General features: G+C 42.4%; 31 protein-coding genes, 4 tRNA genes and 2 pseudogenes. 33 read left to right on the plus strand and 4 right to left on the minus strand.

The annotated features are described in order from the left end of the window. Positions 1 to 172 precede the first annotated feature (172 nt). The 5 genes from GPK81_RS06775 to GPK81_RS06795 all read left to right on the plus strand — a co-directional run bounded on the left by GPK81_RS06775 (position 173) and on the right by GPK81_RS06795 (position 3,739). Positions 173 to 1,105: an MATE family efflux transporter gene (locus tag GPK81_RS06775; protein ID WP_215706746.1), complete on the plus strand. Its 933-nt coding sequence runs from the start codon at positions 173 to 175 to the stop codon at positions 1,103 to 1,105. A gap of 98 nt (positions 1,106 to 1,203) precedes the next feature. Beyond that, positions 1,204 to 1,656 carry a GNAT family N-acetyltransferase gene (locus GPK81_RS06780; protein ID WP_118063142.1) on the plus strand — a complete coding sequence of 151 codons (453 nt, stop codon included), beginning with the start codon at positions 1,204 to 1,206 and terminating at the stop codon, positions 1,654 to 1,656. A gap of 96 nt (positions 1,657 to 1,752) precedes the next feature. Beyond that, a complete protein-coding gene (locus tag GPK81_RS06785) occupies positions 1,753 to 2,337 on the plus strand; it encodes an NUDIX hydrolase (protein ID WP_118169992.1) in 585 nt (194 codons plus the stop codon). Further along, positions 2,334 to 3,125 (plus strand): carbon-nitrogen hydrolase family protein, encoded by a 792-nt coding sequence (locus GPK81_RS06790; protein ID WP_118169990.1) that lies wholly within the window; start codon positions 2,334 to 2,336, stop codon positions 3,123 to 3,125. Before GPK81_RS06785 ends, GPK81_RS06790 begins: the two co-directional genes overlap by 4 nt. Positions 3,126 to 3,142: 17 nt before the next feature. After that, entirely contained in the window at positions 3,143 to 3,739 is a 597-nt protein-coding gene (locus GPK81_RS06795) for a thymidine kinase (RefSeq protein ID WP_021976122.1), read from the plus strand. Positions 3,740 to 3,825: 86 nt separating this feature from the next. Here GPK81_RS06795 and GPK81_RS06800 read toward each other — a convergent pair whose 3' ends face one another. Further along, a complete protein-coding gene (locus GPK81_RS06800) occupies positions 3,826 to 4,809 on the minus strand; it encodes an MATE family efflux transporter (protein ID WP_330627586.1) in 984 nt (327 codons plus the stop codon). Here GPK81_RS06800 and GPK81_RS17990 point away from each other — a divergent pair. The 6 genes and pseudogenes from GPK81_RS17990 to GPK81_RS06830 all read left to right on the plus strand — a co-directional run bounded on the left by GPK81_RS17990 (position 4,786) and on the right by GPK81_RS06830 (position 7,313). Next, complete coding sequence (locus GPK81_RS17990) at positions 4,786 to 5,055, plus strand: LysR family transcriptional regulator substrate-binding protein (protein ID WP_180214449.1); 270 nt, start codon at positions 4,786 to 4,788, stop codon at positions 5,053 to 5,055. The genes GPK81_RS06800 and GPK81_RS17990 overlap by 24 nt on opposite strands. Further along, a complete protein-coding gene (locus GPK81_RS06810) occupies positions 5,033 to 5,242 on the plus strand; it encodes a hypothetical protein (RefSeq protein ID WP_174088611.1) in 210 nt (69 codons plus the stop codon). The genes GPK81_RS17990 and GPK81_RS06810 overlap by 23 nt, the downstream gene beginning before the upstream one ends. Positions 5,243 to 5,318: 76 nt before the next feature. After that, positions 5,319 to 5,429 (plus strand): annotated as a pseudogene (locus tag GPK81_RS06815) (VOC family protein); the annotation flags it as partial. A 58-nt stretch (positions 5,430 to 5,487) separates the two neighbouring features. Next, complete coding sequence (locus GPK81_RS06820) at positions 5,488 to 5,847, plus strand: DUF2500 domain-containing protein (protein ID WP_148448121.1); 360 nt, start codon at positions 5,488 to 5,490, stop codon at positions 5,845 to 5,847. A gap of 38 nt (positions 5,848 to 5,885) precedes the next feature. Then, a complete protein-coding gene (locus GPK81_RS06825; RefSeq protein ID WP_174088613.1) occupies positions 5,886 to 6,674 on the plus strand; it encodes a class I SAM-dependent methyltransferase in 789 nt (262 codons plus the stop codon). A 39-nt stretch (positions 6,675 to 6,713) separates the two neighbouring features. Continuing rightward, positions 6,714 to 7,313, plus strand: a complete 600-nt coding sequence (locus tag GPK81_RS06830) for an alpha/beta hydrolase (RefSeq protein ID WP_021976117.1) — start codon at positions 6,714 to 6,716, stop codon at positions 7,311 to 7,313. Between the two features lies 1 nt (position 7,314). Here GPK81_RS06830 and GPK81_RS06835 read toward each other — a convergent pair whose 3' ends face one another. Next, complete coding sequence (locus GPK81_RS06835) at positions 7,315 to 7,950, minus strand: class I SAM-dependent methyltransferase (RefSeq protein ID WP_118169987.1); 636 nt, start codon at positions 7,948 to 7,950, stop codon at positions 7,315 to 7,317. Between the two features lie 192 nt (positions 7,951 to 8,142). On the opposite strand from GPK81_RS06835, the gene GPK81_RS06840 reads away from it, so the two are divergent. From GPK81_RS06840 to GPK81_RS06925, 19 genes and pseudogenes are all read left to right on the plus strand, one after another. Then, the gene (locus tag GPK81_RS06840) at positions 8,143 to 8,760 is read left to right on the plus strand and encodes a helix-turn-helix domain-containing protein (RefSeq protein ID WP_148448129.1); all 618 of its coding nucleotides are present in this window, start codon (positions 8,143 to 8,145) and stop codon (positions 8,758 to 8,760) included. A gap of 5 nt (positions 8,761 to 8,765) precedes the next feature. After that, complete coding sequence (locus GPK81_RS06845; protein WP_118169983.1) at positions 8,766 to 9,587, plus strand: hypothetical protein; 822 nt, start codon at positions 8,766 to 8,768, stop codon at positions 9,585 to 9,587. 25 nt (positions 9,588 to 9,612) lie between these two features. Next, positions 9,613 to 12,078 carry a hybrid sensor histidine kinase/response regulator gene (locus GPK81_RS06850; protein ID WP_215706748.1) on the plus strand — a complete coding sequence of 822 codons (2,466 nt, stop codon included), beginning with the start codon at positions 9,613 to 9,615 and terminating at the stop codon, positions 12,076 to 12,078. Between the two features lie 10 nt (positions 12,079 to 12,088). Beyond that, positions 12,089 to 12,694 (plus strand): GNAT family N-acetyltransferase, encoded by a 606-nt coding sequence (locus GPK81_RS06855; RefSeq protein WP_215706749.1) that lies wholly within the window; start codon positions 12,089 to 12,091, stop codon positions 12,692 to 12,694. A 153-nt stretch (positions 12,695 to 12,847) separates the two neighbouring features. Continuing rightward, positions 12,848 to 12,979 (plus strand): PF20097 family protein, encoded by a 132-nt coding sequence (locus GPK81_RS18680; RefSeq protein ID WP_274602817.1) that lies wholly within the window; start codon positions 12,848 to 12,850, stop codon positions 12,977 to 12,979. Positions 12,980 to 13,009: 30 nt separating this feature from the next. Next, positions 13,010 to 13,393 carry a GNAT family N-acetyltransferase gene (locus tag GPK81_RS06860; RefSeq protein WP_215706750.1) on the plus strand — a complete coding sequence of 128 codons (384 nt, stop codon included), beginning with the start codon at positions 13,010 to 13,012 and terminating at the stop codon, positions 13,391 to 13,393. A 178-nt stretch (positions 13,394 to 13,571) separates the two neighbouring features. Beyond that, positions 13,572 to 14,036, plus strand: a complete 465-nt coding sequence (locus GPK81_RS06865) for a YbaK/EbsC family protein (protein ID WP_215706751.1) — start codon at positions 13,572 to 13,574, stop codon at positions 14,034 to 14,036. A 247-nt stretch (positions 14,037 to 14,283) separates the two neighbouring features. Continuing rightward, positions 14,284 to 15,465, plus strand: a complete 1,182-nt coding sequence (locus tag GPK81_RS06870; protein WP_215706752.1) for a BMP family lipoprotein — start codon at positions 14,284 to 14,286, stop codon at positions 15,463 to 15,465. Between the two features lie 34 nt (positions 15,466 to 15,499). Then, entirely contained in the window at positions 15,500 to 17,044 is a 1,545-nt protein-coding gene (locus tag GPK81_RS06875; protein WP_118071673.1) for an ABC transporter ATP-binding protein, read from the plus strand. After that, positions 17,037 to 18,158: an ABC transporter permease gene (locus GPK81_RS06880; protein WP_215706753.1), complete on the plus strand. Its 1,122-nt coding sequence runs from the start codon at positions 17,037 to 17,039 to the stop codon at positions 18,156 to 18,158. The genes GPK81_RS06875 and GPK81_RS06880 overlap by 8 nt, the downstream gene beginning before the upstream one ends. A gap of 69 nt (positions 18,159 to 18,227) precedes the next feature. Beyond that, positions 18,228 to 18,575, plus strand: a complete 348-nt coding sequence (locus GPK81_RS06885; protein ID WP_330627589.1) for a hypothetical protein — start codon at positions 18,228 to 18,230, stop codon at positions 18,573 to 18,575. Positions 18,576 to 18,637: 62 nt separating this feature from the next. Then, positions 18,638 to 19,444 (plus strand): uridine phosphorylase, encoded by an 807-nt coding sequence (udp, locus tag GPK81_RS06890; RefSeq protein WP_215706754.1) that lies wholly within the window; start codon positions 18,638 to 18,640, stop codon positions 19,442 to 19,444. A gap of 157 nt (positions 19,445 to 19,601) precedes the next feature. Continuing rightward, positions 19,602 to 20,665 (plus strand): annotated as a pseudogene (locus GPK81_RS06895) (RNA-guided endonuclease InsQ/TnpB family protein). A gap of 191 nt (positions 20,666 to 20,856) precedes the next feature. Further along, positions 20,857 to 21,522 carry a deoxyribose-phosphate aldolase gene (deoC, locus tag GPK81_RS06900; RefSeq protein WP_021976103.1) on the plus strand — a complete coding sequence of 222 codons (666 nt, stop codon included), beginning with the start codon at positions 20,857 to 20,859 and terminating at the stop codon, positions 21,520 to 21,522. Between the two features lie 96 nt (positions 21,523 to 21,618). Continuing rightward, positions 21,619 to 22,038: a cytidine deaminase gene (locus tag GPK81_RS06905; protein WP_174088629.1), complete on the plus strand. Its 420-nt coding sequence runs from the start codon at positions 21,619 to 21,621 to the stop codon at positions 22,036 to 22,038. Between the two features lie 17 nt (positions 22,039 to 22,055). Continuing rightward, the gene (locus GPK81_RS06910; protein WP_021976101.1) at positions 22,056 to 23,246 is read left to right on the plus strand and encodes a phosphopentomutase; all 1,191 of its coding nucleotides are present in this window, start codon (positions 22,056 to 22,058) and stop codon (positions 23,244 to 23,246) included. A gap of 180 nt (positions 23,247 to 23,426) precedes the next feature. Beyond that, the gene (locus GPK81_RS06915) at positions 23,427 to 23,684 is read left to right on the plus strand and encodes a helix-turn-helix domain-containing protein (protein WP_215706755.1); all 258 of its coding nucleotides are present in this window, start codon (positions 23,427 to 23,429) and stop codon (positions 23,682 to 23,684) included. 188 nt (positions 23,685 to 23,872) lie between these two features. Further along, positions 23,873 to 24,610 (plus strand): flavodoxin, encoded by a 738-nt coding sequence (locus GPK81_RS06920; RefSeq protein WP_252196622.1) that lies wholly within the window; start codon positions 23,873 to 23,875, stop codon positions 24,608 to 24,610. A gap of 26 nt (positions 24,611 to 24,636) precedes the next feature. Continuing rightward, a complete protein-coding gene (locus tag GPK81_RS06925) occupies positions 24,637 to 25,170 on the plus strand; it encodes a flavodoxin family protein (protein ID WP_118071675.1) in 534 nt (177 codons plus the stop codon). Between the two features lie 177 nt (positions 25,171 to 25,347). Here GPK81_RS06925 and GPK81_RS06930 read toward each other — a convergent pair. Together GPK81_RS06930 and GPK81_RS06935 are read right to left on the minus strand one after the other, a co-directional pair. Then, a tRNA-Trp gene (locus tag GPK81_RS06930) sits at positions 25,348 to 25,418 on the minus strand. 127 nt (positions 25,419 to 25,545) lie between these two features. Beyond that, positions 25,546 to 25,633, minus strand: a tRNA-Ser gene (locus GPK81_RS06935). 154 nt (positions 25,634 to 25,787) lie between these two features. Between GPK81_RS06935 and epsC the strand changes: the two genes are divergently transcribed. From epsC to GPK81_RS06950, 3 genes are all read left to right on the plus strand, one after another. Next, positions 25,788 to 26,708, plus strand: a complete 921-nt coding sequence (gene epsC, locus GPK81_RS06940; RefSeq protein WP_174088637.1) for a serine O-acetyltransferase EpsC — start codon at positions 25,788 to 25,790, stop codon at positions 26,706 to 26,708. A 125-nt stretch (positions 26,709 to 26,833) separates the two neighbouring features. After that, positions 26,834 to 26,904: transfer RNA gene (locus tag GPK81_RS06945), tRNA-Gly, on the plus strand. Between the two features lie 3 nt (positions 26,905 to 26,907). After that, a tRNA-Gly gene (locus tag GPK81_RS06950) sits at positions 26,908 to 26,980 on the plus strand. Positions 26,981 to 26,982 lie beyond the last annotated feature (2 nt).

Raw genomic sequence — 26,982 nt, forward strand, 5'->3', positions numbered from 1 at the left:
TGTCATGGACGCACCCTGAAAAGGCGGTATCCCGCCTTAATTCAGATGCTCTGGTAACTCAGTTGCCGAGTAGTTCACTGTAGTTTTGGCAGCTTTATGTTTTGCTTTTTTGAACCCGCTGTGATATTTTCTCGGATCGGATCAGGCACTTCTGCATTATTGCAGGGAATATATGATTCAGGTTTTGATCACACTGCCTTTCGCAGTGTTTGGAATGGTATTTCAGCTTAGTTTCATTACAGTAGGAAAAGCAGGTTTCGGTGCTGCACTTTCGGTTATGGGTGGAGTCCTGAATATTGTACTGGACTGGCTGTTTATCGCGATTTTTCACTGGGGACTGGCAGGCGCAGCTATTGCAACAGGAATCGGATATGCATTTCCGTCCATTACAGGAATTTTATGGTTCAGCTTCAATCGAAAACAGATTTTGCACATTGTAAGACCAAAGTGGAGAATGCGGACTATTGTGAACAGCTGTATTAATGGCGCTTCAGAGATGGTCAATGTGCTTGCATTTTCTGTAATCGCGATTCTGTTTAACCGTATTCTGATGAAGATTGGCGGATCAGATGGAGTGGCTTCTCTGACGATTATCCTGTATGCACAGGAACTGTTCGGCGGATTGTTCCGTGGTTATATAAATGGAATTTCTTCTGTTGTCAGTTATAATCTGGGACGTGGAGATAAAGAACGGCTTTCCAAGCTGTTCTGCATCAGTATATGGACTTTGGGAATTGCAGGAATTGTGGTCACTGTGCTAAGTTATCTGGCAGGCGGTGCTGTAGTAGATTTTTTTGCAAAAAACAACGCCCAGGTGGAGACGATCGCACTGTATGGATTCCGGATCGTGGCAACCAGCTTCCTTATGATGGCCTGCAACGTATTTGCATCCGGCTGGTTCACTGCATTAAACGATGGAAAAACATCTGCGATCTTATCGTTCTGCAGAACGGTTATCTTTATGATCGTGCCGGTACTGGTTCTGCCGGGGATCTTTGGTATGGATGGAGTATGGATGTCCATTACAGCTGGTGAGGTTTTGAGTATTCTTATGAGTATTTTTTATTTCAGAAAATACAGAAATATGTGGAGCGTAAAAGTATAAAATGGGACAGGGCAGCTTCCGAAATTGAGGAGGCTGCTCTGGCTTTTTTATGGTATACTGATATCAGTTTGATATAAGATAAACGAGAGGATAAATAGATGGAAAAAAAGATCGTTCAGGTTCAGGAGAGAACTCAGCAACTGATCCGGCAGTTATTAAATGTCTGGGAAAGTTCTGTACGGGCAACCCATGATTTTCTTTCGGAAGAAGAGATCATCAAGATCAGGGAATACGTTCCCATGGCAATAGAAAATGTAGAATATCTGATCATTGCGGAAAAAGAATTCGGAGAGCCTGTTGCATTTATGGGAATTGACAGTAATCGGCTGGAAATGCTCTTCCTTTCTCCGGAGGTCAGAGGAAAAGGGCTTGGAAAGCAGCTGCTTCAGTACGGTATTGAAACTTATAACATTCAGGAACTCACCGTAAACGAACAGAATCCCCAGGCAGTCGGCTTTTATGAGCATATGGGATTTCAGACATATAAAAGAACGGAGTATGATGAGGAAGGGAATCCGTATCCGCTTTTGTATATGAGGCTATCCAGATAAGCAAAAGGTTTATTTGTCTGTTAACAGGTACAGGATGCGGGATTTACCAGTGGTGTATTGATATTGTGTTGATAAAGTCGAAAGGAAAGGATAACAATGAACTGCCAGAAACTGATCAATCAGATAAAAGAATATAAGCCTTATAACGAGCAGGAGGAGAGAGATAAAATCCTGATCCTGGACTGGATCAGAAATAATGAGAATGCTTTTTCCAGAGAAAATACAGTAGCCCATATGACGGCTTCCGCCTGGGTTGTGAACAGGGAGCGAACCAGAGTTCTTATGGTATATCACAATATTTACAACTCCTGGTCCTGGCTTGGAGGACATGCGGATGGGGAGACGGATCTTCTGTCTGTTGCAATCCGGGAGGTAAAGGAAGAAGCGGGGATTTCCAACGTTCATCCGGTGTCTGAGGAGATTTTTTCCATGGAATCCCTGACTGTAGACGGCCATGTGAAAAAAGGAAAATATGTATCCAGCCATCTGCACTTTAATATCACATATCTCCTTGAGGCAGATCCGGAAGAAGCGGTTTCCATAAAAGCAGACGAAAACAGCGGTGTAGCCTGGTTTTCACCGGAAGAAGCATTGGAGAGATCTACAGAACCGTGGTTTGTGGAGCATGTTTATAGCAAACTTTTGGAAAAAATGAAGGATGTGAAGGGGAACGGTAAATGAAAATTGCACTTGTACAGATGAGTATGGGAAAGGAAATATCCGAGAATCTTGATAAAAGCCTGAAATACTGTGATATGGCAGAAAACTGTGATCTGGTCTTTTTTCCGGAAATACAGCTGACACCGTTTTTTCCGCAGTATCACAATATATGTGTGGATCATTACTGTATAGATATGGATAATGATGCACTGGTAAGATTGTGCCAGAAAGCCAGGGAGCATCGATATTATTTATCACCAAATGTCTATCTGGAATCAGAAGGAGCCAGATACGATACTTCTCTTTGGATCTCCCCGGAAGGAAAAATCCGAGATACTGCAAAAATGGTCCACATCGCACAGAATGAAAATTTTTATGAGCAGGATTATTATACACCGGCGGAGGACGACTTTAAAGTTTTTGCCACACCATTTGGAAAGATCGGCATTGTAATCTGTTTTGACAGACATATGCCGGAAAGCATCCGTACCTGTGCAAAAAAAGGTGCAGACCTGATCATAGTCCCGACTGCAAATACAAAAGCAGAGCCAATGGAAATGTTTGAATGGGAAATGCGGGTTCAGGCCATGCAGAACCAGGTTTTCATTGCCATGTGCAACCGTGTCGGAACAGAAGATAAAATGCAGTTTGCCGGGGAATCCATCGTGATCGATCCAAGAGGGAAAGTCCTTGCAAAAGCAGATGACAGGGAGCAGTTACTGGTGTGTGATATTGATCTGCAGGAGGTAAAAAAAGTCAGAAGCAGCCTGGATTATTTATCCCTTCGAAGACCTGAGCAGTATGAGTAATAAAGGAGAAACAAAAAATGGCAAAACTATATTTCCGATACGGGGCGATGGGAAGCTCGAAATCTGCCAATATTCTGATGGTTCGTTATAATTATGAAGAACGTGGTCAGTATGCGATACTGTTAAAACCAAGAACAGACGACCGGGATGGAGAGCATAAGATCCAGTCCCGGATAGGCTTGTCGGCTCCGGCTGAATATGTGGATGATTTTCTGAAAGAAATTTCAAAATTATGGAATGGAAAGGAAACAGAATATCTGTATCATGGCAAAAAAGTAAATGCCATTCTGGTGGATGAAGCACAGTTTCTTTCCCCGGAAGAAGTCGATACATTATCAGATATTGTGGATTTTTATGAGATTCCGGTTCTCTGCTATGGCCTTCGTACAGACTTTTTGAACCACCTGTTTCCCGGTTCCAGGCGACTGATGGAAATAGCAGATGTTATCGAAGAAGTTCCCACTGTCTGCTGGTGCGGGAAGCGTGCACAGTGCAATACCCGATATTCCAACGGAAAGATTGTGCGGGAAGGTGCCCAGATCATGTTGGGATCAAATGAGAGCTATGTGGCGCTTTGCAGAAAACATTATAAAGAAGGGAAATTGTGGAAATGAGATAACATCCTGAACACAGGTCGCGAAGCGGATTGCGAATGTCCTCTTTACGCACGGAAGAATATGATACTTCAAAGCCAGATAAGTCAAAACGTCTTACCTGGCTTTTTTGCAATGAATCCGATTGTAATAAGGATTATCGTTAACACCCATGAAATCGGGAACGCATAATACAGAATATTTAACTGATGATAATGTCTGAAAACCGTACAGATCCATACAATGCGAAAACAGCAGTTTCCAATAATAGTAGCAACAGCCGGGTACAGGGAATGTCCGGTACCTTTTAATACGCCTGCCGGGATCTCGTATAGGTTGCACAGCGGTTCGAAAAAAAGAATGCACAGGATACGAAGGCAGGCATTTTGTATCACTGTTTGATCTGCAGAAAAAAATCCTGCAAAAAAATTCCGGAATATGACAAGTGGTTCAATAAGGATCAGACTGCTCACAATAGAGAAGACCAGACATATCCGCAGGATTTTTCTGCATCGGCGAAGCTGCCCGGCAGAGTAATTCTGGCTGGTAAAGGTGGTAGCTGTCTGACCGAAAGCAGTAATCACGTAATAGGTAAAATATTCAAAGTTCATGGCAATGGTACTGCCTGCAATTGCAGAAGAGCCAAAGCTGTTCACAGAGGCCTGTACAAAGATATTGGCAAAGCAGAATACAGCACCCTGGATGGCCGAAGGGATTCCCACTTTAAGAATTGCACTTACAGATCCGGAATAAAGATCACATTTATGAAGTGCAAATGGAAAAGAAGAAGTATCCTTTTTCAGGCGGCAGATCAGAAGGAGCGCAGAAAGCATGGTGGACAGAACTGTAGCAGCGGCAACTCCGGAAACGCCAAGCTTAAAGAATACCACAAATATAATATTTAGAAACACATTTACAATTCCCGACAGAGTGAGAGCAAGAAAGGGATAACGGCTGTTGCCGCAGGCTCTGAGGATCGCAGAACCAAAATCATAAAGCAGCAGAAAGGGATAACTGACAAAATAGATCCGAAGATAAAGCACGGAGGAAAAACGGAGGTATCCGAATTGCTGGAGAAGAACCATGCACATCCCAATATCCGTTTTACCACATGGGAAGATTATGCCATCATGTCAATGGTGGAGCGGGGACTGGGGATCGGAGTGCTTCCAGATATGATCCTGAAACGGATTCCATACCAGATCGCGATCCGATCATTCAGAAATCCATATTTCAGAGAAATTGGACTGGTAATGAAAGACAGAACAAAGCTGACTCCGGCAACCAGGAAGTTTATAGAATATCTTACGATCAATGAACGGTTGGAACGGCTGTGATCTCGGCGGAGCTGCACTTGCATCTGCTATTGGTATGGTGATTCTGCTTTTTTCGGTACTGTTCGGAGGAAACAGCTTGTGGATGGTAATGCCGGTGGTGGAAATTGTGGTGTTATTCATCAGTGTCATGTTTTTGAAATTTTCTCAGACATCCGAGTACTCCGAAAGAATTCAGAAGATGAAGTGACTGACAGTAAATATGTTAGTTGTATAGAACATTATAGTGTGGTAAACTTCAATCAATAAGAGTTGGAGGAGTGTCTATGAAATTAAAAAACGTTTTGATAGTAGTAAAAGATATCGAAAAATCGAAACAGTTTTATCATGATCTGTTTGGCTTGGATATGATATTGGATAATGATGGAAATCTGATCGAGGTAGGAACGCCGATATAATAAAAGAATCTCTGGGCAGATAAAGGGGGAAGAAATTATGTTTTATGGACTTGACCAGGTATTTAATATTTTATTTGCAATTATATTTTTCTGTGTCTTAGGAACGATGGTTTATATTTTTGTGAAAAATATCAGCACATGGAATAAAAATAACAATTCTCCCAGGTTAACGGTCACTGCTAAGATTGTTGCAAAGCGAACGAAGGTTTTCCATAATCAGCAGTCTGATGGTTTCAGCACCACTACATCAACCAGTTACTATGTGACTTTTGAAGTAAAAAGCGGTGACCGGATGGAGCTGTCTGTCGCAGGAAAGGAATATGGTCAGATGGCAGAGGGAGATGTTGGTGAATTAAGTTTTCAGGGAACCAGATTTCTTGGATTTGAGAGGAACTGAAAAAATGACGGAATATGTGGGAATTGGAGGTAAGAAGCATGAAAGAAAAAACAAATTATGGAAACTGGGTACCAGAGAAAATGCTGTATCTGATGTTTGGGCTGGCAGCAGTCTTTCTTGTAATTACTGTAGCAGCGAAGGCTGTGTTGCATAAGCCGGTGATTGCTATAGTGCTGGGGGCGCTCTGCATACTGTCACTGCTCTATGCAGTCTACATGCTGATCTGCCATGAAATTTTCGCATTTGGAAAAGGCAATATGATGGCAGGAGTCCATGAGCATCTTGTGGATCATCTTAAATGGAACGGAGAAGGGAAGCTTCTGGATATCGGATGCGGAGCTGCTGCACTTACAGTTCGCTGTGCAAAAGCGTTTCCTGAGGCCAGGATCACCGCAGTGGATTACTGGGGAGTAGAATGGAGTTATGCAAAAGAGCAGTGTGAGAGAAATGCGCGGATCGAGGGAGTTGCAGATCAGATCACTTTCTGGAAAGGTGATGCTGCAAAACTGGATTTTCCGGACGGAACGTTTGATGCTGCAGTGAGCAACTTTGTATTTCATGAAGTGCGCTCTGCAAAAGACAAGAGAGATGTGGTAAAAGAAGCGCTCAGAGTAGTAAAAAAAGGTGGAGTTTTTTCCTTCCAGGATATGTTTTCTCAGAAAGCATTGTACGGAGATATGGATGAATTTGTCCGCATATTAAAAGCAGAAGGAATCTCAGAAGTACATTACATAGGAAACCTGGAGAAGAAGCTGGGGTTCATTCCAGGTTTTGTGACAACACCGTGGATGATAAGTGGAATGGGCATTCTGTATGGAAAAAAATAAGTCAGAGACAGAATAGATAAGAGCTGTAAAAAATAGAGTTTGCACGGTTTTTTTGAAAAGCTTGGGATCAAAGAGCCGGTTTTTATAGGTGCAAGTGATGGCGGTATGGTTGCCCAGATCTACACGCAGGCGTATCCAAAGGAAGTTGGAGGGTTTATTCTGATCTCAACAGGCGGTATGGATGCAGAGACGATAAAAAGTCTCAGGAAAAAGTATTTTTTGGCACCGCTGATGCTGTTTTATATGAAGCATTGTAATTATGAGAAACTGAAACCGAAACTGATCAAAGTCGGAATGGGACATAGCCGGAACGAGAGCAAGGAAGAACTTGCATATGCCAAAGATATGTTTGAAACCATTTTCAAAGATTATACCAAAGAAAAAGATGTGCATATTTCTGGTCTGCTGGCTGATCTGATGAAGCAGACGCCGGTTACGGAAACGGATTTTAGGATGCTTAAGGGAAAAATACTTCTGATACTTCCAGACCAGGATTTCTTTTCCGGAAAGATGCAGAAAGACCTTATACAGCTGATGCATGATCCTGTCATCCAGTATGTTTCAGGCGGACATCTCTCTACGATTTTGAAAGCGGATGATTATGTAAAAGTGATTCGGGATTTTCTGGGAAATATATAGATCATTTCCTCGCAACAAGATGTGCGCGGAAGCCTTTCTGCTTTTCCATAGTCAGTACGGTGAAGCCGGCTTTTTCTGCCATGGCGATGAATTCTGCAGGTTTGTGTATCTTTACATCGCCGTGTCCGAACAGATTAGCCAGGGGCATCTCCAGATGATTCATAAGCCAGACAACAAAGTTGGAGGAAGTATAGTCACGCAGGATCAGGCGGCCGCCTTTACGCAGGACACGGTAGGTACTGTTAAAAAAGTCCTGGGGATTTGGATAGTGATGAAAGCTGTTTGCACAGATAACGGCGTCAAAAGAATCCGTCTCAAAGGGCAGATTTTCACTGTCACCTACAAGAAATTCCGTGTTGGAGAGATTCTTGGCCTGAGCCACATGGATCATCTCAGGAGTAAGATCCAGGCCGGTGTAGTGTTTGTCCGGATATTTCTCATGAAGAAGTTCGATCATCGGGCCGGTTCCACAGCCACAATCCAGGACATCGCAGAAAGGCTCTTTTTCCAGTTCGGCCAGGATCGGAGGATAATCGTCCTTGCACATTTCGTAAATACCGGCATGGCCGCTGTCATAGATTTTGGCTGCCTGCGTAAATTCTTTGACAGAAAGTTTTTTATATTCTTCAGGGGTCATAGCAACGTCTCCTTGATATTGATTTGCTGTTAGATTCTACTAACTAACGGTATCATAAATTTCAGGAAAAGTCAAAAGGAATATGGTTGATAAAACATGACAGAGCTAATATTTGCGTAAGAAAGAAGTGTCAAGAAATAAAAACTTGACACTTTTTTCTTTTGCATGTTATAGTCAAACTGAGGTGGTTATATGAAAGTAAAAGAACCAGACTTAACGGAACAGATCAGAGAGATTTTTGGTACAACAGATGCTAAAGAATTAAGGCGAATCGCAGAAGATGCAGCATGCTACAGAAAAAAAGGAAATTCTGCAAACAGGAGTCCTGTCGGCAGAAAGAATTCTTTTACAGATCCACAGCTTGCGAATATCCTTGCGTTGCAGAAGCAGGGTGTGAAGATTACAGAAATTGCAAAAAAATACCATGTATCCAGACAGACGATCTACAGTCAGATAAAACGTGTGCATAATTTCAGTGAAGATCCAGATGTAAAAATGAGGATGTATTTTATGAACAGGGATTATCTGTGCACGATGATAGATATAGATTTTTTACACGAAAAAATTTATATTAAAAATTATACGGATCAGATACCATTAAGAGCATTTGGAGTTGTGGATAATCCAAGCTGGAATGATTTTGAGTATTTTCTGGAGGACAGATGTTTTCCCAGGACACGCGATCATGCAAAAGAAATCCTGAGAGATATGAGAATTCCTTTTTACGATCCACTTCTGATTATTGAAAAAACAGATGGATATATGGAAGGGGATCACCAATGGATCATGATGGTAAAAAAGGAGAGATGATTTTTATGGATAAAGTTGAAATTGATAAATATTCTCCTTTGCATAAGACAGGGCATATATCAAAAGGTGATCAACGTAAATGGAAGATTGAGAACCTGTGGTACAAGGCGGATTATATGGGATATGAGAGCCTGGCAGAGGTACTTGTTTCGAAGCTTCTGGACAGAAGTGAATTGAGCTATCCGTTTGTAAGATATGAGCCCGTTCAGATCGAATATAAAGAGCAGGTTATATCTGGTTGTGTTAGTGAGGATTTTTTAAAAAAGAATGAAATTCTGATTCCAGTTGAGAAATTGTATCGCCAATATATGGGGGAAAGCCTGGCTATAAGGCTGACTGATTTTGAAGAAGTTACGGAAAGAATTCAGTATATGGTAGAACAGGTTGAACGTATAACTGAGATTGAAGGTTTTGGCAAGTATATTACGGCAATGTTGGAGATTGATGCTTTTTTTGTAAATGAGGACAGACATACCAATAATATTGCTGTGATCTATAATGAAAAAACACAGCGATATTCGCTCAGCCCTTTATTTGACCAGGGACTTTGCATATTTGCAGATACCAGTGTGGACTATCCACTAGAATTATCCTACGAGGCTTGCCTGGAAAAAATAGAATCAAAACCTTTTAGCATGGATTTTGACATTCAGCTTGAGGCAGCAGAAGAATTATATGGAACCCAGATAGATTTTAATTTCAACATTGAGGATGTAAATGCCATTCTGGATTCCGTTGCGGGGATATATTCTGAAGAAATCTGTAATCGAATTAGGGAATTGTTGCGTTATCAGATTCGAAAATATTCTTATCTGATAAAAAAATAATCAACATCATCAGGGAGGTGATGCCATGCCGTCATATAAAGAACAATTTAACCTGAATATTTTTGACCATAGTTCTGTAGGATATTGCGTGCTGGAACTTGTGCTGGACGATAAAGGACAGCCGGTGGACTGGATCTACCGTTACTGTAATCAGGCCTTTGCAGATATAAAAGACTACAGGCTGGAAGCGATGATCGATCGGTCCTTTCTGGATCTGTTCCCGAAAATTGATGAGAAGTGGTTATACGCCTGTTATGGGGCGGCATATGAGAACAGGTCCAGTGAAATGGTGATTCGAAAAGGAAAAAAATATCATGTGACAATCACACCTATCGGGAAGAGCGGATTCTGTTCCGGACTGATCCAGGCATGGGATAAGGACAGAAATCCAGATGACGAGATACAGGAACCGCTAAGCGATGAAGAATTTATCATAAGAAAACTATTTCCGGAGTACGTTTCCCTGTATCGGATAGAACTTAATTCCGGAAAATTTGAGACTCTCCGTCTTGCTGAAAATACAAATGCCAGAAAACTGGCGGACAGGAAAGACAAAACATTTGCCAATTTTGATGATTATGCGAAAGAATATGCGGATTCCTTTATTTTAGAACAGGACAGAGAAGAATTCCTGAACTGGCATACCTGCAGAAATATGAAGAGAAGGCTTTGTAATACGGAAAAGATTACCTATCATTACCAGAGCGTTTCAGAAACAGAAAAAAATAAATATTATGAAGCCTATGCGGTACAGGGAAAAAGCGATGAGAAAACATTTACCATATTTTTAGGATATCGCAGTATAGACAGTATTCTTTATAAGGAAAAAGCGACACAGAAACGACTGGAGAAAGCACTGGAGGAAGCGGAACTGAGAAACGAGATCATATCTTCCATTGCAAAAACATATCAGTATATATCAAGAATTGATATCCAGGCGGACTGGTTTGAAGAAATTTCAAACAAAGATAAAGAACAGTTGAATTTTATAAACTCCGGTGTTCTGTCAGTCAATAATAAAAAAGTATACAGACAATATATTGCGGAGGAATATCAGGAGGCATTTTTTAAATTTACAGATATTTCTACGCTGCCGGAACGAATGAAGAATGAAGAAACCATTGCCATGGAATACCGGATGAAGGATGGAAACTGGCATAAACTTCGTTTTATTGAAAAAAAGAGGGACACAGATGGAAATCTGACACATGTGCTCTGTGCGATCCGAAGTATCAGTGCGGCAAAGAAACGGGAAGCATCGCTTCTGTATCAGGTGGCGGAAGCGAAAAAAGATGCAGCTCTTAAATCCAGGTTTTTGTCAAACATGAGTCATGATATCCGTACACCAATGAACGGGATCATCGGTATGATCGATCTTGCAAACCATTATCCAAATGATCTTGAAATGCAGCAAAAATGCAGAGATCAGGTTCTGGAATCCTCCAAACATCTGGTTTCTCTTGTAAGCAATATACTGGATATGAGTAAACTGGAATCCGGAGATATTATTGAACAGGAACTGGATTTTGATCTCACAGAGGTGTTAAGCAGAGCAAATACCGATAAGCAGATTCTGGCGGAAGAAAAAAATATTGATTATGTGGTGGACTGGAAAAAAGGAAATTTAAAGCATGTATATCTGGTAGGAAACCCGGCTTATTTGGAGCGACTTCTGACGATAGTTGCGGATAATGCGGTGAAATTTACAGAACCAGGAGGCACGATACATGTATGGTGTTGGGAAAAATCTGTGGATGACAGTCATGTGATGTATGAATTTGTATGCGAGGATAACGGAATCGGCATGAGTGAAGAGTTTATAAGCCATGCATTTGAGATGTTTTCTCAGGAAAATGAAACCAGCAGAACCAAATACGAAGGTGCGGGGCTTGGCCTTGCGATTGCTAAGAAGATTGTAGAAAGAATGGAAGGTACCATTGAGATAAAAAGTAAAAAGGGCAGTGGGACAACTGTAACAATGACACTTCCGTTTAAGATCGGACAGCCGGAAAAAAACGAAATTTCAAAAACAGATAACGGAACCAGGCAGGAAATGTCTTTTGAGGGAATGCGCGCCCTGATAGCGGAAGATAATGAACTGAACATGGAAATTGCAAAATTTATGCTGGAAAATAACGGAATCCGCGTAGAGTGTGCGGCTGATGGGGAAGAAGCAGTGAAAAAATTTGAAAAAGCGCAGCCGGGGTATTATGATGTGATCTTCATGGATATTATGATGCCAAATATGAATGGCTGGGATGCGGCACGCAAGATCCGTTCCATGAAGAGAACAGATGCCGGAACAATACCGATCATTGCCATGAGCGCCAATGCATTTTCTGAGGATATCATTAACAGCCGTATTTCCGGGATGAACCAGCATCTTACCAAACCTCTTGAGGAGGCAAAAATTTTGGCTGAGCTTAAAGAGTGTCTGAGCAGGCAGGAAAGCGGCCCTGGCTCTTCTGAATCAGATCAGAAGAAAGGATAAAGACAGGATAATGGAAATATTAAAAGCAAAAGAAACAGATATTGACGATATCGAGAGAATTTATGAACATATTCATGATGAGGAAGAAAATGGAAGAGCTGTGATCGGATGGATCCGGAATGTATATCCGGTGAGAAGGACAGCAGAAGATGCTTTGAGCCGGAATGATCTGTTCGTTATGAAAGAGAAAAATGAAGTTGTGGCAGCAGCAATCATCAATCAGATCCAGGTTGAGGAATATAAATATGCCCGGTGGAGAGTAGAAGCAGAGGACAGTGAAGTTATGGTGCTGCATTGTCTGGCTGTAGAACCTTCAAAGAAGAATAAAGGCTATGGAAAAAAATTTGTGGCATTCTATGAAGATTATGCCAGACGTTGCGGATGCAGTTCACTGCGAATGGATACCAATGCACGGAATACCCGGGCAAGAAAGCTGTACCAGAAGCTTGGATATGAGGAAACAGGGATTGTAAAATGTACGTTTAACGGGATTCCGGATATCCAGCTTGTGTGCCTTGAAAAAGATCTGGATGCAGAGGAAGTTAAGCTGAAATGCCCCTATTGCGGAAGAGAAATGTGTGAGGGTCAGATCCATTCTTTTAACCAAATCAAGTAAGTCCCCTGCTTCAATTGCGAAAAGCAATAAGCAGTAGGTGGGGACTTGCTTGTATCAGGAGGAGTGCAAGCTCCTCCTGATAAACTGCGGAGCAGTTATTTGGTGTAGAGCTACGTAGCGAAGCGGATTGCGAATATCCGCTTGACTTCCGGAATGGAATGGAGAAGCAGAGGTGAGTCCATGCGGTTAAATACAGAAAAAGGCCTGTCAAAAATGATATATGGTGACCGGATTGATGCTTATCGTTGTGAGCATTGTAAGAAAATCATTATATCTTATGAATAAACTGGACTATAATGTAAGGAAGAATGAACGATGTTATTTAAGAAAGCAAACCTGGAAGATTTTCACAGGATAAAACAGTTTTACTGGGATCTTATCGATGAGATGAGTGATCAGAATGATAAGATCGGATGGAAGAAAGGAATTTATCCCACAGATTCTTTTTTACAGGAAAGCATTGACAGAGGAGAACTTTTTGTACTGGAAGAAGGGGGTGGGCTTTGTGCAAGCGTGATCCTGAACAGTGCCTGTAATGAAGGATATGCAGGCGTGACCTGGAGCATTGAATGTGGAGAAAATGAAATTCTTGTGCCCCATGCACTGGCTGTTTCTCCTTCCAGGCAGGGTAAAGGCATCGGCAGGTATTTCATGGAGGAAATCCTGAAACTGGCAAAAACGGAAAAGAAAAAAAGGTAAGGCTGGATATCCTGGGTACCAATACAGCTGCGGAGAGACTCTATACAGGATGTGGATTTCGTTTTGTCCAGGCAAAAGATATGTTTTATGAGGATACCGGCTGGACGAAATACAAGATGTATGAACGGGTCTTGTAAGGGATTTTTGACATAAAATAGATATTTTGGAGGTACAGGAAATGTCACTGGAAAAAGCAGAAGAATATCTGAAAAACAAAGGAATGCTGGATCATGTGATCCGGCTGGAAGATTCTACGGCGACCGTTGTGGAGGCGGCCCAGGCTCTGGGCGTGGAACCGGGGATGATCGCAAAGACCATGTCGTTTCTTCAGGATGACCAGCCGGTGCTGATCCTGACGGAAGGAACTGCCAGGATCGATAACCGGAAATATAAGGGTACCTTTCATGTAAAAGCGAAAATGATACCATTTGATGAGGTAGAAAGCCAGATTGGACATGCACCTGGAGGCGTTTGCCCGTTCGGGATCAACGAAGGCGTGAATGTATATCTGGATGAGAGCCTGCGGCAGTTTGACATTGTTTATCCGGCAGCAGGAGATGATCACAGTGCCGTGAAGCTTTCCATCGAAGAGTTGGAACAGATTTCCGGAGCTGAGGGCTGGGTGGATGTATGTAAAGAATGAAAGGAATGGACTGTATTGAGGTGCAGTCCTTTTTTTGTGCCCGAAAACATAATGCAGCAGGAAAATAGATGTAGAGAAATTGTATAAAATAACCAAAAAGAAAGATAACAAATTATAAATAACCAACGAAATATAGAAAGGACCATTAAAAAAAGACATGTGTCCTATGAAAAAGGACCAATGTCACTTATACTTTGGCCTAACAAATGCGGAAGACAGAACAAAAATCATGAAAGGAGATGCCATAATGAAACGGAAAATAATGGCAGTATTATTAGCGGCGGCGATGACTGGATCGCTTGCAGGATGTGGAAGCACACAGAACAAAAATGCGGCGGATGCTTCAGAAGAGAAAATGAAAGTAGCAATGGTAACAGACTCCGGTGATATCACAGACCAGAGCTTCAATCAGATGACTTACGAAGCATGTAAGGCATGGGGAAAGGAAAATAACATTGAGTTCAACTATTACAAACCCCAGAGCGATTCGGATGAAGCCAGAACAGCAAGTGTGGATCAGGCAGTGGCAGATGGCGCGAATGTAATTGTGCTTTCCGGCTATGTGTTTGCACCGACTGTGATCGATGAATCGGATCTGTACCCGGAGGTGAAATTCCTGGCACTGGATGTAAGTGCCGGTGATATCTGCGAAAAGGGTATCGGAGAAGGATATGACTACAATCCGGATCACTATAATGTAACGGATTATTACAATGAGGATAACGTATACTGCTGTACTTATCAGGAAGAACTTTCCGGATTTATGGCCGGTTATGCGGCAGTCATGCTTGGATACCGCCATCTGGGATTTCTGGGCGGAATGTCTGTTCCGGCAGTTAACCGCTATGGCTACGGATATGTTCAGGGAGCAGATGCAGCTGCAAAAGAGCTTGGAATCACAGATGAAGTACAGGTTGAGTATGTATGTGGCGGACAGTTCTATGGAGACGCAGATATCACGGCTTACATGGATACCTGGTATGGATCAAAAGGTGTGGAAGTTGTATTTGCCTGTGGTGGAGGAATTTATACTTCTGCGGCAGAGGCGGCAGTTAAAACCGGCGGAAAAGTTATCGGTGTTGACTCCGACCAGTCCGCAACTATTGACGATTACAAAGAAGGCCTGACTGTGACTTCTGCAATGAAAGGTCTGCAGGTTACCATTGATAATGTGCTGGATGCGATCCTGGATAATGAATGGGATAAATATGTAGGAAAAATCGAAAACCTTGGAATGGAATCCCCGGATCCGGCTGAAAATTATGTACAGCTTCCGGAAGAGACCACGCAGTGGGATGGTACTTTTACGAAAGAAGATTATCAGAAGCTGGTACAGCGAATGTATAACGGAGAATATGAAGTGTCCAGCGACAGTACAACATTTCCGGAAACAGAGATCACAGCAACCGATTACGGCAGCATTAAATAATAAAACATGAATGATGAAATAAAGGAGGAAAACAATGAGCGAGTATGTGATTGAAATGTTAAATATAACAAAACGTTTTCCGGGGATTGTAGCCAATGACAATATCACACTTCAGTTGAAAAAAGGCGAGATCCATGCACTGCTTGGAGAAAACGGTGCCGGAAAATCCACGCTGATGAGTGTTCTGTTTGGATTATATCAGCCAGAGGAAGGCGAGATCAGAAAAGATGGTAAGAAAGTAGATATCCAGGACCCCAATGATGCCAATGAACTTGGAATTGGTATGGTTCACCAGCATTTTAAGCTGGTAGAATGTTTTTCTGTTCTGGATAATATCATGCTGGGTGTGGAAACCACAACAAAAGGCGGCTTTCTGAAAAAGGATGAAGTAAGAAAAAAGGTTGTGGAGCTGTCTGAAAAATATGGTCTTTCTGTTGACCCGGATGCGAAGATCGAAAATATCACAGTTGGTATGCAGCAGAGAACGGAAATCCTGAAAATGCTGTATCGTGATAATGAGGTCCTGATCTTTGATGAGCCTACAGCGGTACTTACTCCCCAGGAGATCAATGAGCTTATGGTGATCATGAAGAACCTTGCAGCAGAAGGTAAAAGTATTTTGTTTATTACCCATAAACTTGCGGAGATCATGGCAGTGGCAGACCGCTGCAGCGTGCTTCGAAAAGGAAAATATATCGGAACTGTAGATATCAAAGATACAACACCGGAAAAGCTTTCTGCAATGATGGTTGGAAGAGATGTAAATTTTGTTGTAGATAAAAAACCGGCGAAAACAGGAGATGTTGTATTAAGTGTAAGGAATATGACCGTTGCATCAAAACAACACAAGAACAATGCGGTGAATCATGTATCCTTTGATGTCAGAAGAGGTGAGATCGTCTGTATCGCGGGAATTGACGGAAATGGCCAGTCGGAGCTGGTATATGGCCTTTCCGGGCTGGAACCGGTAAAGGAAGGAACGATCACAATGAATGGACAGGATATTACAAACATGCCCATCCGAAGAAGAATCACTTCCGGCATGAGCCATATCCCGGAAGACAGACATAAGCATGGCCTGGTCCTGGATTATTCTCTGGAAGATAACATTGTTCTGGAACGTTATTTTGAACCACAGTTTACAAACCGTTTTGGTTTCTTAAAGAGAAAAGAGATCAGAAAATATGCAAACCGTCTGATCAAACAGTATGATATCCGCTCCGGCCAGGGAACGGTCACAAAGGTGCGCTCCATGTCCGGAGGTAACCAGCAGAAAGCGATCATTGCAAGGGAAATTGATAACGATCCGAAATTCCTCATCGCCGTACAGCCCACCAGAGGCCTGGATGTGGGAGCCATCGAGTATATCCATAAGCAGATCGTTGCTGAGAGAGATGCGGGAAAGGGTGTATTGCTGGTAAGCCTTGAACTGGATGAAGTTATGAATGTTTCAGACCGTATTCTGGTCATGTATGAGGGTGAGATCGTAGGAGAATTTGACCCAAAAAAAGTATCTGTAGAAGAGCTGGGGTTATATATGGCAGGCTCAAAGAGAAAGGGGATAAAAGAGAATGGATAAAAAACAGAAACTTCTGAGAAATAATGCATTTCAGACAGTACTGGCATCGCTGATCTGCATTGTCATAGGTCTTATTGTTGGATTTGTCGTGCTTCTGATCATTTCGCCTTCCGGTGCCGGAAAAGCGATCATAGCAATTATGAAAAACTTTTTCTATTATCCGAATGCGGCAGCAACGACGAAATATTTTGGAACAACTTTAATAAAAGCGTCAGCACTTCTGATGTGTGCGTTATCAGTAATATTTGCCTACAAAGTAGGTTTGTTCAACATTGGTGCAGCAGGTCAGTATGTGATCGGCGCAGGTGGATGCCTGTATATGGCCTTAAGATTTAACCTGCCGTGGTATATTTGCCTGATCGCAGGAGTACTTATTGCTGCTGCGGTGGGAGGAATTTCCGGTGCATTAAAAGCATATCTGAATGTAAACGAAGTAATTTCCTGTATTATGCTAAACTGGATTTCTCTTTACAGCGTAAATATGTTATTATCACAGGTAAAGGATGGTTCCACACCATATACAAAACTGTTATTCAGCTACAACAAAAGTGCAATGCTTCCAACAGCTGGATTAAATGAACTGTTTCATAATAAATATATGACTATTGGTGTGCCTATGGCTATGATCGCAGCGATTATTGTATGGGTTGTGCTGCAGAAAACAAAATTTGGCTTTGAACTGAAAGCAACAGGAATCAACAAACTGGCCGCAAAATACTGTGGCATGCATGAAAAAAGAAATATTATCGTTACCATGATGATTTCCGGAGGTCTTGCCGGTTTCGGTGCGGGAATTTTCTACTTAAGCGGAATTGAACAGTGGATGGTACAGCAGACAAGTGTGCCGGGCATGGGATTTAATGGAATCGCAGCGGCATTTCTCGGTGGATTGGATCCTATCGGAACAATTTTCGCCTCCTACTTTATCCAGCATATTACCAGTGGTGGTACTTATGTGGATACAACAACATACTGTACACAGATTTCTGATCTGATCTCAGCATTTATTATTTATCTGTGTGCGTTTGTATTTTTCTTCAAGATCTGGTTTAACCGTTACCTGGATAAAAAAGAAGAAAAAAGTGTAAAGGTAAAGAAAGGAGGCCGGAAATAATATGGTATTATTAGTTCAGTATACATTAATCTTTGCATCGGTTCTGGCACTGGTTGCTCTTGTGGGCTGATCTCCGGAGCACTTGGGGGCCTTGGGGGTCTGGTCTACATCACGGCGGGTGTAAGTGAGTGGAAATTTGAGAATGGGGTGGCAGGTTTTGGATTCCTGGCACTGGCGGTTATGATTTTTGGACAGTGGAGACCGGTGAATATCGGACTGGCAGCATTGTTATTTGGATTTTTCCGTGCGCTGTCAAACGTGTATACCGGATTTGCGCCGCTTGTGGCATTAAAACTTCCAAGCAGTTTGTATAATATGCTGCCATACATTATTTCTCTCGTTGTTCTTGCCTTTATTTCCCAGAAATCAAGGGCACCGAAAGCGGAAGGAATTCCTTATGATAAAGGACAAAGATAAAATGAGACCAGGTAAAAAAATAAAAGAGGATATATAAAACAAAAAAAGAGAGGATGACAGATATGAAAAATTATTCAGAAGACGCAAGCAGACAGTATCATATTCAGGTAGCAAAAGGAGAAGTGGGACGTTACGTTATTTTACCGGGAGACCCGAAACGCTGCAAAAAGATCGCACAGTATTTTGATGATCCGGTTTTTGTGGCAGATAACCGGGAATATGTAACCTATACCGGAACACTGGATGGAGTGAAGGTAAGTGTAACATCCACCGGAATCGGAGGACCGTCTGCTTCCATTGCAATGGAAGAACTTTATCGATGCGGAGCAGATACTTTTGTCCGGATCGGAACCTGTGGTGGAATGCAGCCGGAGGTAAAGAGCGGAGACATTGTTGTTGCAACCGGTGCGATCCGTATGGAAGGTACCAGTAAAGAGTATGCACCTATCGAATTCCCGGCTGTGGCAAATCTGGAAGTGATCAATGCACTTGTGGAAGGTGCGAAAAAAGAAGGCTGTGAATTTCATACAGGTGTGGTACAGTGTAAAGATGCATTCTACGGTCAGCATGAGCCGGAGACCAAGCCGGTCAGCTATGAACTGATGAATAAATGGGAGGCATGGAAGCGCCTCGGATGCCTTGCTTCAGAGATGGAGTCCGCTGCTCTTTTTGTAGTGGCAAGTCATTTAAAGGTGCGTGCAGGATCCTGTTTCCTGGTTCTTGCAAATCAGGAAAGAGAGAAACTGGGGCTGGATAATCCGGTGGTACATGATACCGATAAGGCGATCCAGGTTGCAGTACAGGCAATCCGGGAGCTGATCCGTGCAGACTACCAGGTACAGAAAAAAGGAGAATATACACGTAACTGAATATATTACAAAAAGATGTTAAATGTGTTCAAATATACTTATTAATTTCTGTCAGGACCAAAACACTTGTTCTGTATATTGAAACATGGTATAATGAATGAGAACAAATAGTTCATAAACATATTAGCCAATAATAATAGGGATCAGCCAGAAAAGGATGATAAGATTGCTAAAAAGTTTCAAAACAGAGATCAATCCTACAGAAGAGCAGAAGATTAAAATACATAAGACAATCGGCACATGCAGATATATTTATAATTTTTACCTGTTTCATAATAAAGAACTTTATACTTTGGGTAAAAAATTTATGAGCGGTAAATCGTTCAGTGTATGGTTGAATAATGACTATCTTCCGAATCATCAGGAATATTCCTGGATCAGGGAAGTCAGTTCCAAATCGGTAAAACATTCGATTGAAGATGCCTGTACAGCTTTTTCAAGATTTTTTCATCATCAAAGTGGTTTTCCACGGTATAAGAAAAAAGGACGATCAGATGTAAAAATGTATTTTGTAAGAAATAATCCCAAAGACTGTCTTTGTGAAAGGCACCGGATTAAGATCCCGACGCTTGGATGGGTAAGGCTGAAAGAGAAAGGTTACATCCCAACATCCAGGGATGGATATATAGTCAAAAGCGGAACTATTTCTATGAAAGCCGGCAGATATTATGTTTCCGCACTGGTAGAAGTGACAGATCCGGTGAGAGACAGTTGCTTTAGCGATGGTGTAGGGATCGATCTGGGGTTGAAATCTCCCGTAAATACGAAAATTTAAAGAAAGGAGAGCCCACTCAAAAAGCAAATATACGTAAACAAAAGCTGAAAGTACAGAAGCTTCATCAGCGTCTGGAAAACATCCGTACAGATTATATCAATAAGACGATATCTGAGATTGCGAAAACCAAGCCATCTCATATAACGGTTGAGGATCTGAATGTATCCGGTATGATGAAGGACCGGCATCTTTCAAAAGCAGTCGCATCACAGAAATTTTACGAATTTCGCACAAAACTGAAGACAAAATGTGAGGAATTTGGAATTGAATTACGGATAGTCAGCAGATGGTATCCTTCTTCAAAGACCTGTCACTGTTGCGGACACATCAAAAAAGACCTGAAACTTTCAGACAGAGTCTACAGATGTGCATGCGGTTATACGGAAGACAGAGATCTCAATGCAGCACTGAATCTGAGAGATGCAAAAACTTACGAAATTGCATGATCCCGCAAACGTAAGTATGTACCGAAGGCTATTTCGGGAATTTACGACTGTGGAGTGTACTTAGGATCTGTGAGTAGAGATAACGCAAGTTACTCAAAAGCATACACGAAGAAACAGTAAGCGGTATTCGTGAGAATCCGCATTATCTCGATGTGAGTATGTTTGATCACATTTTGAGTGGCAGAATAAAAATGAACGTAAATGAAATTTTAAAACATGTAGATCACACCCTGCTTCTGCAGGGTGCAACCTGGGAAGAGATCCAACAGATCTGCGATGACGGGATCAAATACCAGACTGCTTCTGTATGCATTCCGCCGTGCTATGTAAAACAGGCCAGCGAATATGTGCAGGGTAAGGTGGCAATCTGTACAGTGATCGGTTTCCCAAATGGAAATATGACCACAAAAACGAAGGAATTTGAAACAAAAGACGCTATCGAAAACGGGGCGGATGAAATTGATATGGTGATCAATATCGGATGGCTCAAGGACAGAAAATATCAGGATGTTGAGCAGGAGATCCGTACTCTGAAAGAGGCATGTGGGGATAGAATCCTGAAAGTGATCATCGAAACCTGCCTGCTGACAGAAGAAGAAAAGATTAAAATGTGTGAGCTTGTGACAAATGCAGGGGCAGATTATATCAAAACTTCTACCGGATTTTCTACAGGAGGTGCAATCTTTGATGATATCCGGCTGTTTGCAAAACACGTAGGAGAAGGTGTGAAGATCAAAGCTGCAGGTGGTATTTCAAGCATGGACGATGCGGAGAAATTCCTTGCTCTTGGAGCAGATCGTCTCGGAACCAGCAGAATTGTGAAGATCGTGAAGAAAGAAGAAGGGGCAGGATATTAAAGAGGATAAATATTATCTGATTTTGGACTGCAGAGTATGAAGCCATAACACAGTGAAATGGAAACATTCACTTTATTCAGGAAAGGTGGGAAAATCATGGAAAAGAAACAGATTGAAGAAATGATCGATCTGGCGATCAGACAGCTGGAGCATTCGTATGTGCCATATTCGCATTTTCATGTAGGCGCGGCACTTCTTGCAAAAAATGGTACCTATTATACCGGGTGTAATATAGAAAATGCTGCCTATACCCCAACGAACTGTGCAGAGAGAACTGCTTTTTTCAAAGCGGTCAGTGAGGGCGTGAGGGAATTTCAGGCAATCTGCATTGTGGGTGGCAAGGATGGCGTTCTTACAGAATATGCGGCACCGTGTGGGGTGTGCAGACAGGTTATGATGGAATTCTGTGATCCGGAAACCTTTCAGATCATACTGGCAGTCAGCAAAGATAAATATGATATTTTTGCTTTAAAGGAACTTTTACCACTTGGATTTGGACCGGCTAATCTGGCCTGACAGAAAGGAATGTGCTTATGGAAACTTATAAGAGAGTATTTGTGATCGTTCTGGATTCACTTGGAATCGGGGCAATGCCGGATTCTGAGAAATTTGGTGACAAAGGTGTGGATACATTTGGACATATCCTGGATAAGATGGGAACTCTGGATATTCCCAATCTTCAGAAGCTGGGAATGCTGAACCTGCATAAAGGCGGCAGGATGGAAGGCGTGGAGAAACCGATGGGGCGTTATATGCGGATCGCGGAAACCAGCAATGGCAAGGATACCATGACTGGACACTGGGAAATGATGGGGATCAATACAAAAAAGCCGTTTATTACTTTTACGGAGACAGGATTTCCAAAGGAACTGATCCAGGAGCTGGAGAAAAGATGCGGTAAGCGTGTGATCGGAAACAAGAGTGCCAGCGGTACGGAAATCATTGAAGAGCTTGGTGAGGAAGAGATCAATACAGGAGCCATGATCGTTTACACGTCTGCGGATTCCGTAATGCAGATCTGCGGAAATGAGGAGACGTTTGATCTTGCAAATCTGTATCGCTGCTGTGAGATTGCCAGAGAACTGACCATGAAAGACGAGTGGAGAGTTGGCAGAGTTATTGCAAGGCCTTATGTGGGAAAGAAAAAGGGTGAGTTTAAAAGAACCAGCAACCGCCATGATTATGCACTGAAGCCCACAGGAAGAACAGCGCTCAATGCATTGAAGGATGCAGGTTTTGATGTGATCGGTGTTGGAAAGATCAACGATATTTTCTGTGGCGAGGGAATCACAAAGACTTATCACTCGGACAGCTCTGTACACGGCATGCAGCAGACCGTGGAGATCTGCAAAGAAGATTTTCATGGACTTTGTTTTGTAAACCTGGTGGATTTCGATGCTCTGTGGGGACACAGAAGAAATCCGGAGGGATATGGACATGAGATCGAGAAGTTTGATAAAGGACTTGGTAATCTTATGAATGAAATGCGGGAGGATGATCTTTTGATCCTGACTGCAGATCACGGAAATGATCCCACCTATACAGGAACGGATCACACCAGAGAATATGTACCGTTTCTTGCATATTCAAAGAAAATGAAAGAGACGGGAGCTATTGAGGACCAGGATACATTTGCTGTGATCGGCGCCTCTGTTGCAGAGAACTTCGGGGTAAAAATGCCGGAGGGCACCATCGGGAAATCAATCCTGGAGAAGCTGAAATAAAAAATAATATACTGGCAGAGAAATGAATATGGGAGAACGGTATTTATATCAGAAATGTCCCTTTTTAAAAGAAGTAAGCCAGGAAAGAAGGGAGCAGTTTGAAACATATTTTCGGACTGCTCCTGACTGGCTTATTGATGCATTTGTTGTGGAAAAAATGAAGAGCGTATCTTTCTTTTGATGAACGGGACGGATCGCTTGTACCTGCTGCTTGTCAATCACTATGAGCAATATCAGAAAAAAGGAGTGCTCTGTGTAAAAGAAGGACAGAAAAGCCTGGCAGATAAAACAGGAATGTGTCTGAAAAGCATAAACCGCGCAGTAAAGAGGCTTTCTGAACAGGGACTGATCGAAAAACAGGGGAACAAGCTCCTGGTGGGAAAACAGCAGTATGAAGAAATGAAGGCGCTGATTTCGGAAAAGACGGATATGGAATAAAGAACAGGCATTGATAAAAATAAACTATGCTTTGGAGGCATGATTTGCAAGTGAAAATAGGTATTAGACAGAATCCTGTGTGAAAGCTAAAATAAATGTGTAAAAAAGATTTTCCGGGAAATAAGAAGAACTGAATTGGGCAGAGCAGAATGGGAATGTCTGCTTTGCAAAACAGGAGGGCATTGTTTATGAAAAAAGCAATTGTAATGGCTGGAGTCTTGTTTGCACTGACAATGACCGCCGGGTGCGGAAGCCAGAACCAGGATCATGCAGCAACTGCGGAATCACAGACTCAGGACACAGCTGGTGGATCGGGTACAGCTGCACAAAGTGAGAATACAGATCAGAAACAGACAGATGGAGATCGTACAGATACAGCAGAAGCAGATGTAACAGAAGAGGCTTTGCAGGATAACGAAAACACAGAAAAATCATCGAAAGTTCTGGTTGCATATTATTCAGCAACCGGAAATACGAAAGCAGCAGCTGAAACAATTGCAGATGCAGCCGGCGGAGAACTGTTTGAGCTGCAGCCGGCAGAGGCATATACTACAGAAGACCTGGATTATAATGATCCGGAAAGCCGTGTCTGCAAAGAACATGAGGACCCGGATCTTCAGGATGTAAAGCTTGAGGAAGTTACACCGGAATCTTTCCCGAATGCAGATGTTGTCTTCCTTGGGTACCCGATCTGGTGGGGCGAAGCAGCCTGGCCGGTAAATGAATTTGTAAAAGAAAATGATTTCACAGGAAAAACAGTGATCCCATTCTGTACTTCTGCATCTTCCGGCCTTGGTGACAGCGGAGAAAATCTTGCAGAAATGGCAGGGACCGGAGACTGGCAGGAAGGTAAAAGATTTTCTTCCGGTGTATCGGAAGAAGAAATCCGGAACTGGGTAGAAAGTCTTGATCTGTCAGCAAAATAAACAAGAGTCAAAGGAACGTGGAATTTATGAAGATTATAATTTTACAGGGAAGTCCCAATAAAAAAGGTTCTACCAGTATCCTTGCAGAGAGTTTTACCAAGGGAGCCTTGGAGGCTGGACATAAAGTGGAACGGTTTGACCTTGCGAAGATGAATATTCATCCATGTATCGGATGTGTTGCATGTGGTTATGAAGGTCCATGTGTTCAGAAGGATGATAATCAGCAGATCCGGGAGGCAATACTGGGAGCGGATATGGTGGTGTTTGCGACACCGCTGTACTATTATGGAATGTCCGCACAGCTTAAGATCGTTGTGGACAGATTTTGTGCATACAACAGCAGTCTCCATGGAAAACATATGAAATCCGCACTTCTCACTGTGGCATGGAATGCGGATGACTGGACGTTTGAGGCATTGGAAGCTCATTATAAGACGTTGGTACGTTATTGTGGATTTAAAGATCAGGGAATGGTGCTGGGATACGGTTGCGGAAGCCCGGATATGACGAAAAGAAGTCCGTATGTAGAAGAGGCGTATCAGATGGGAAAAAATCTCTGATGCTATAATGCAGAGAGAGGCAAAGCATTAAAGGATTGAAAAGTAATCACCTGGATGATGATATTACAGTTCGGGTGATTACTTTTTTGGTTACCTGTTTGGTTACCTGCAATGAATGACAAAAATAAAAAATGCCGAAAACCCTTGAAATACAAGAACTTTCAACACTTATAATAGCAGGGGATGAGAGAATCGAACTCCCACCAAAGGTTTTGGAGACCCCTATCATACCATTTGACCAATCCCCTATATTCGGTTGTGTTTTCATCACTGTTGAAATTATACATATAAAACATACAATTGTCAAGAGATGAAAGTGTTTTTTATACATAAAATATAAATAAAACTTTCTTCTGTCACAGCCGGACAGAAAAGCGGAGATGGAGGGATTTGAACCCTCGCACCGGTTGCCCGGCCTACCGCATTTCGAGTGCGGACCCTTCAGCCACTTGGGTACATCTCCGTGTGCAAACCTTTATTATTATATAAGGTATCCGGGGAAAGGTCAATCTTTTTTGAAACTTTTCTTTCTGCATTATTGACGAATCTTCCATACTATAATAAGATAATGGGTAAAGTGTACAGACAGAAGTGGATGTGCAGAAATGGAGGGAATTATGAGCGACAAGAAATCAGCGATCCTTAAGGTTGCGAAGGGACTTACTGAGAATTACGCTTCCGAAGAACTTTTTATGCCGAAGAGCGGCAGACGTCTGCCGAACCGTTCGGTGATCATTGATATAGTAAGAGATCTGAAATCCATTATATTTCCGGGATATTTCAGTACGGATACCAGTGCCACTGTATTTCCGGAGTATTATGTGGGACACAGACTGAACGATATTTATGACAGACTGAAAAACCAGATTGAGATCGCACTTCTTTATCACGGTGAGGAACCGGAAGAGGCAGCAACTCATGCAGACAGAACCACATGTGGATTTTTTGAGCAGCTTCCGGAGATCCAGAGACTGCTTCTGACAGATGTGCAGGCCGGCTTTGACGGTGACCCTGCAGCCAAGAGCAAGGAAGAGATTATTTTTTCCTATCCGGGACTGTTTGCAATCTATGTATACCGTCTGGCACATGTTCTCTATAAAGAAGAAATTCCGTTTATCCCACGTGTGATGTCAGAATATGCGCACGGCCGTACAGGAATTGATATCAACCCAGGTGCGACTATCGGGGAGTATTTCTTTATTGACCATGGAACCGGAGTGGTTGTAGGTGAGACAACAGAGATCGGAAATAATGTGAAGCTGTATCAGGGTGTAACCCTTGGAGCACTTTCCACAAGAATGGGACAGCAGCTTGCCAATGTGAAGCGTCATCCAACGATCCGCGACAATGTAACTATTTATTCCAATTCTACAGTCCTTGGCGGAGAGACCGTTGTGGGAGAGAATACGATTATTGGTGGTAATACTTTTATTACAGAGTCGATCCCTGCAAATACCAAGGTCAGTGCCAAAAGTCCGGAGCTTGTGATCAAGAAACCGAAGAGTCAGGTTTCCGCCACAAATGTATGGGATTATTGATAATAAAGGGAAAAAATAAAAAACTTAAAAAATTTCAAAAAACCTGTTGACAAATAAAACGGTTTACTATATACTAATCATCGTTGCAGCGGTCAAGCGATCGGTAATCACCGAAGCGACGATGCGCGGGTGTAGTTCAATGGTAGAACACCAGCCTTCCAAGCTGGATACGTGGGTTCGATTCCCATCACCCGCTTATGCGATAGTGGCGTAGTTGGTAACGCGCGACCTTGCCAAGGTCGAGACCGCGGGTTCGAGCCCCGTCTATCGCTCT

The sequence above is a fragment of the Blautia sp. MCC283 genome (assembly GCF_018785565.1).
Lineage (GTDB): Bacteria > Bacillota > Clostridia > Lachnospirales > Lachnospiraceae > Blautia_A.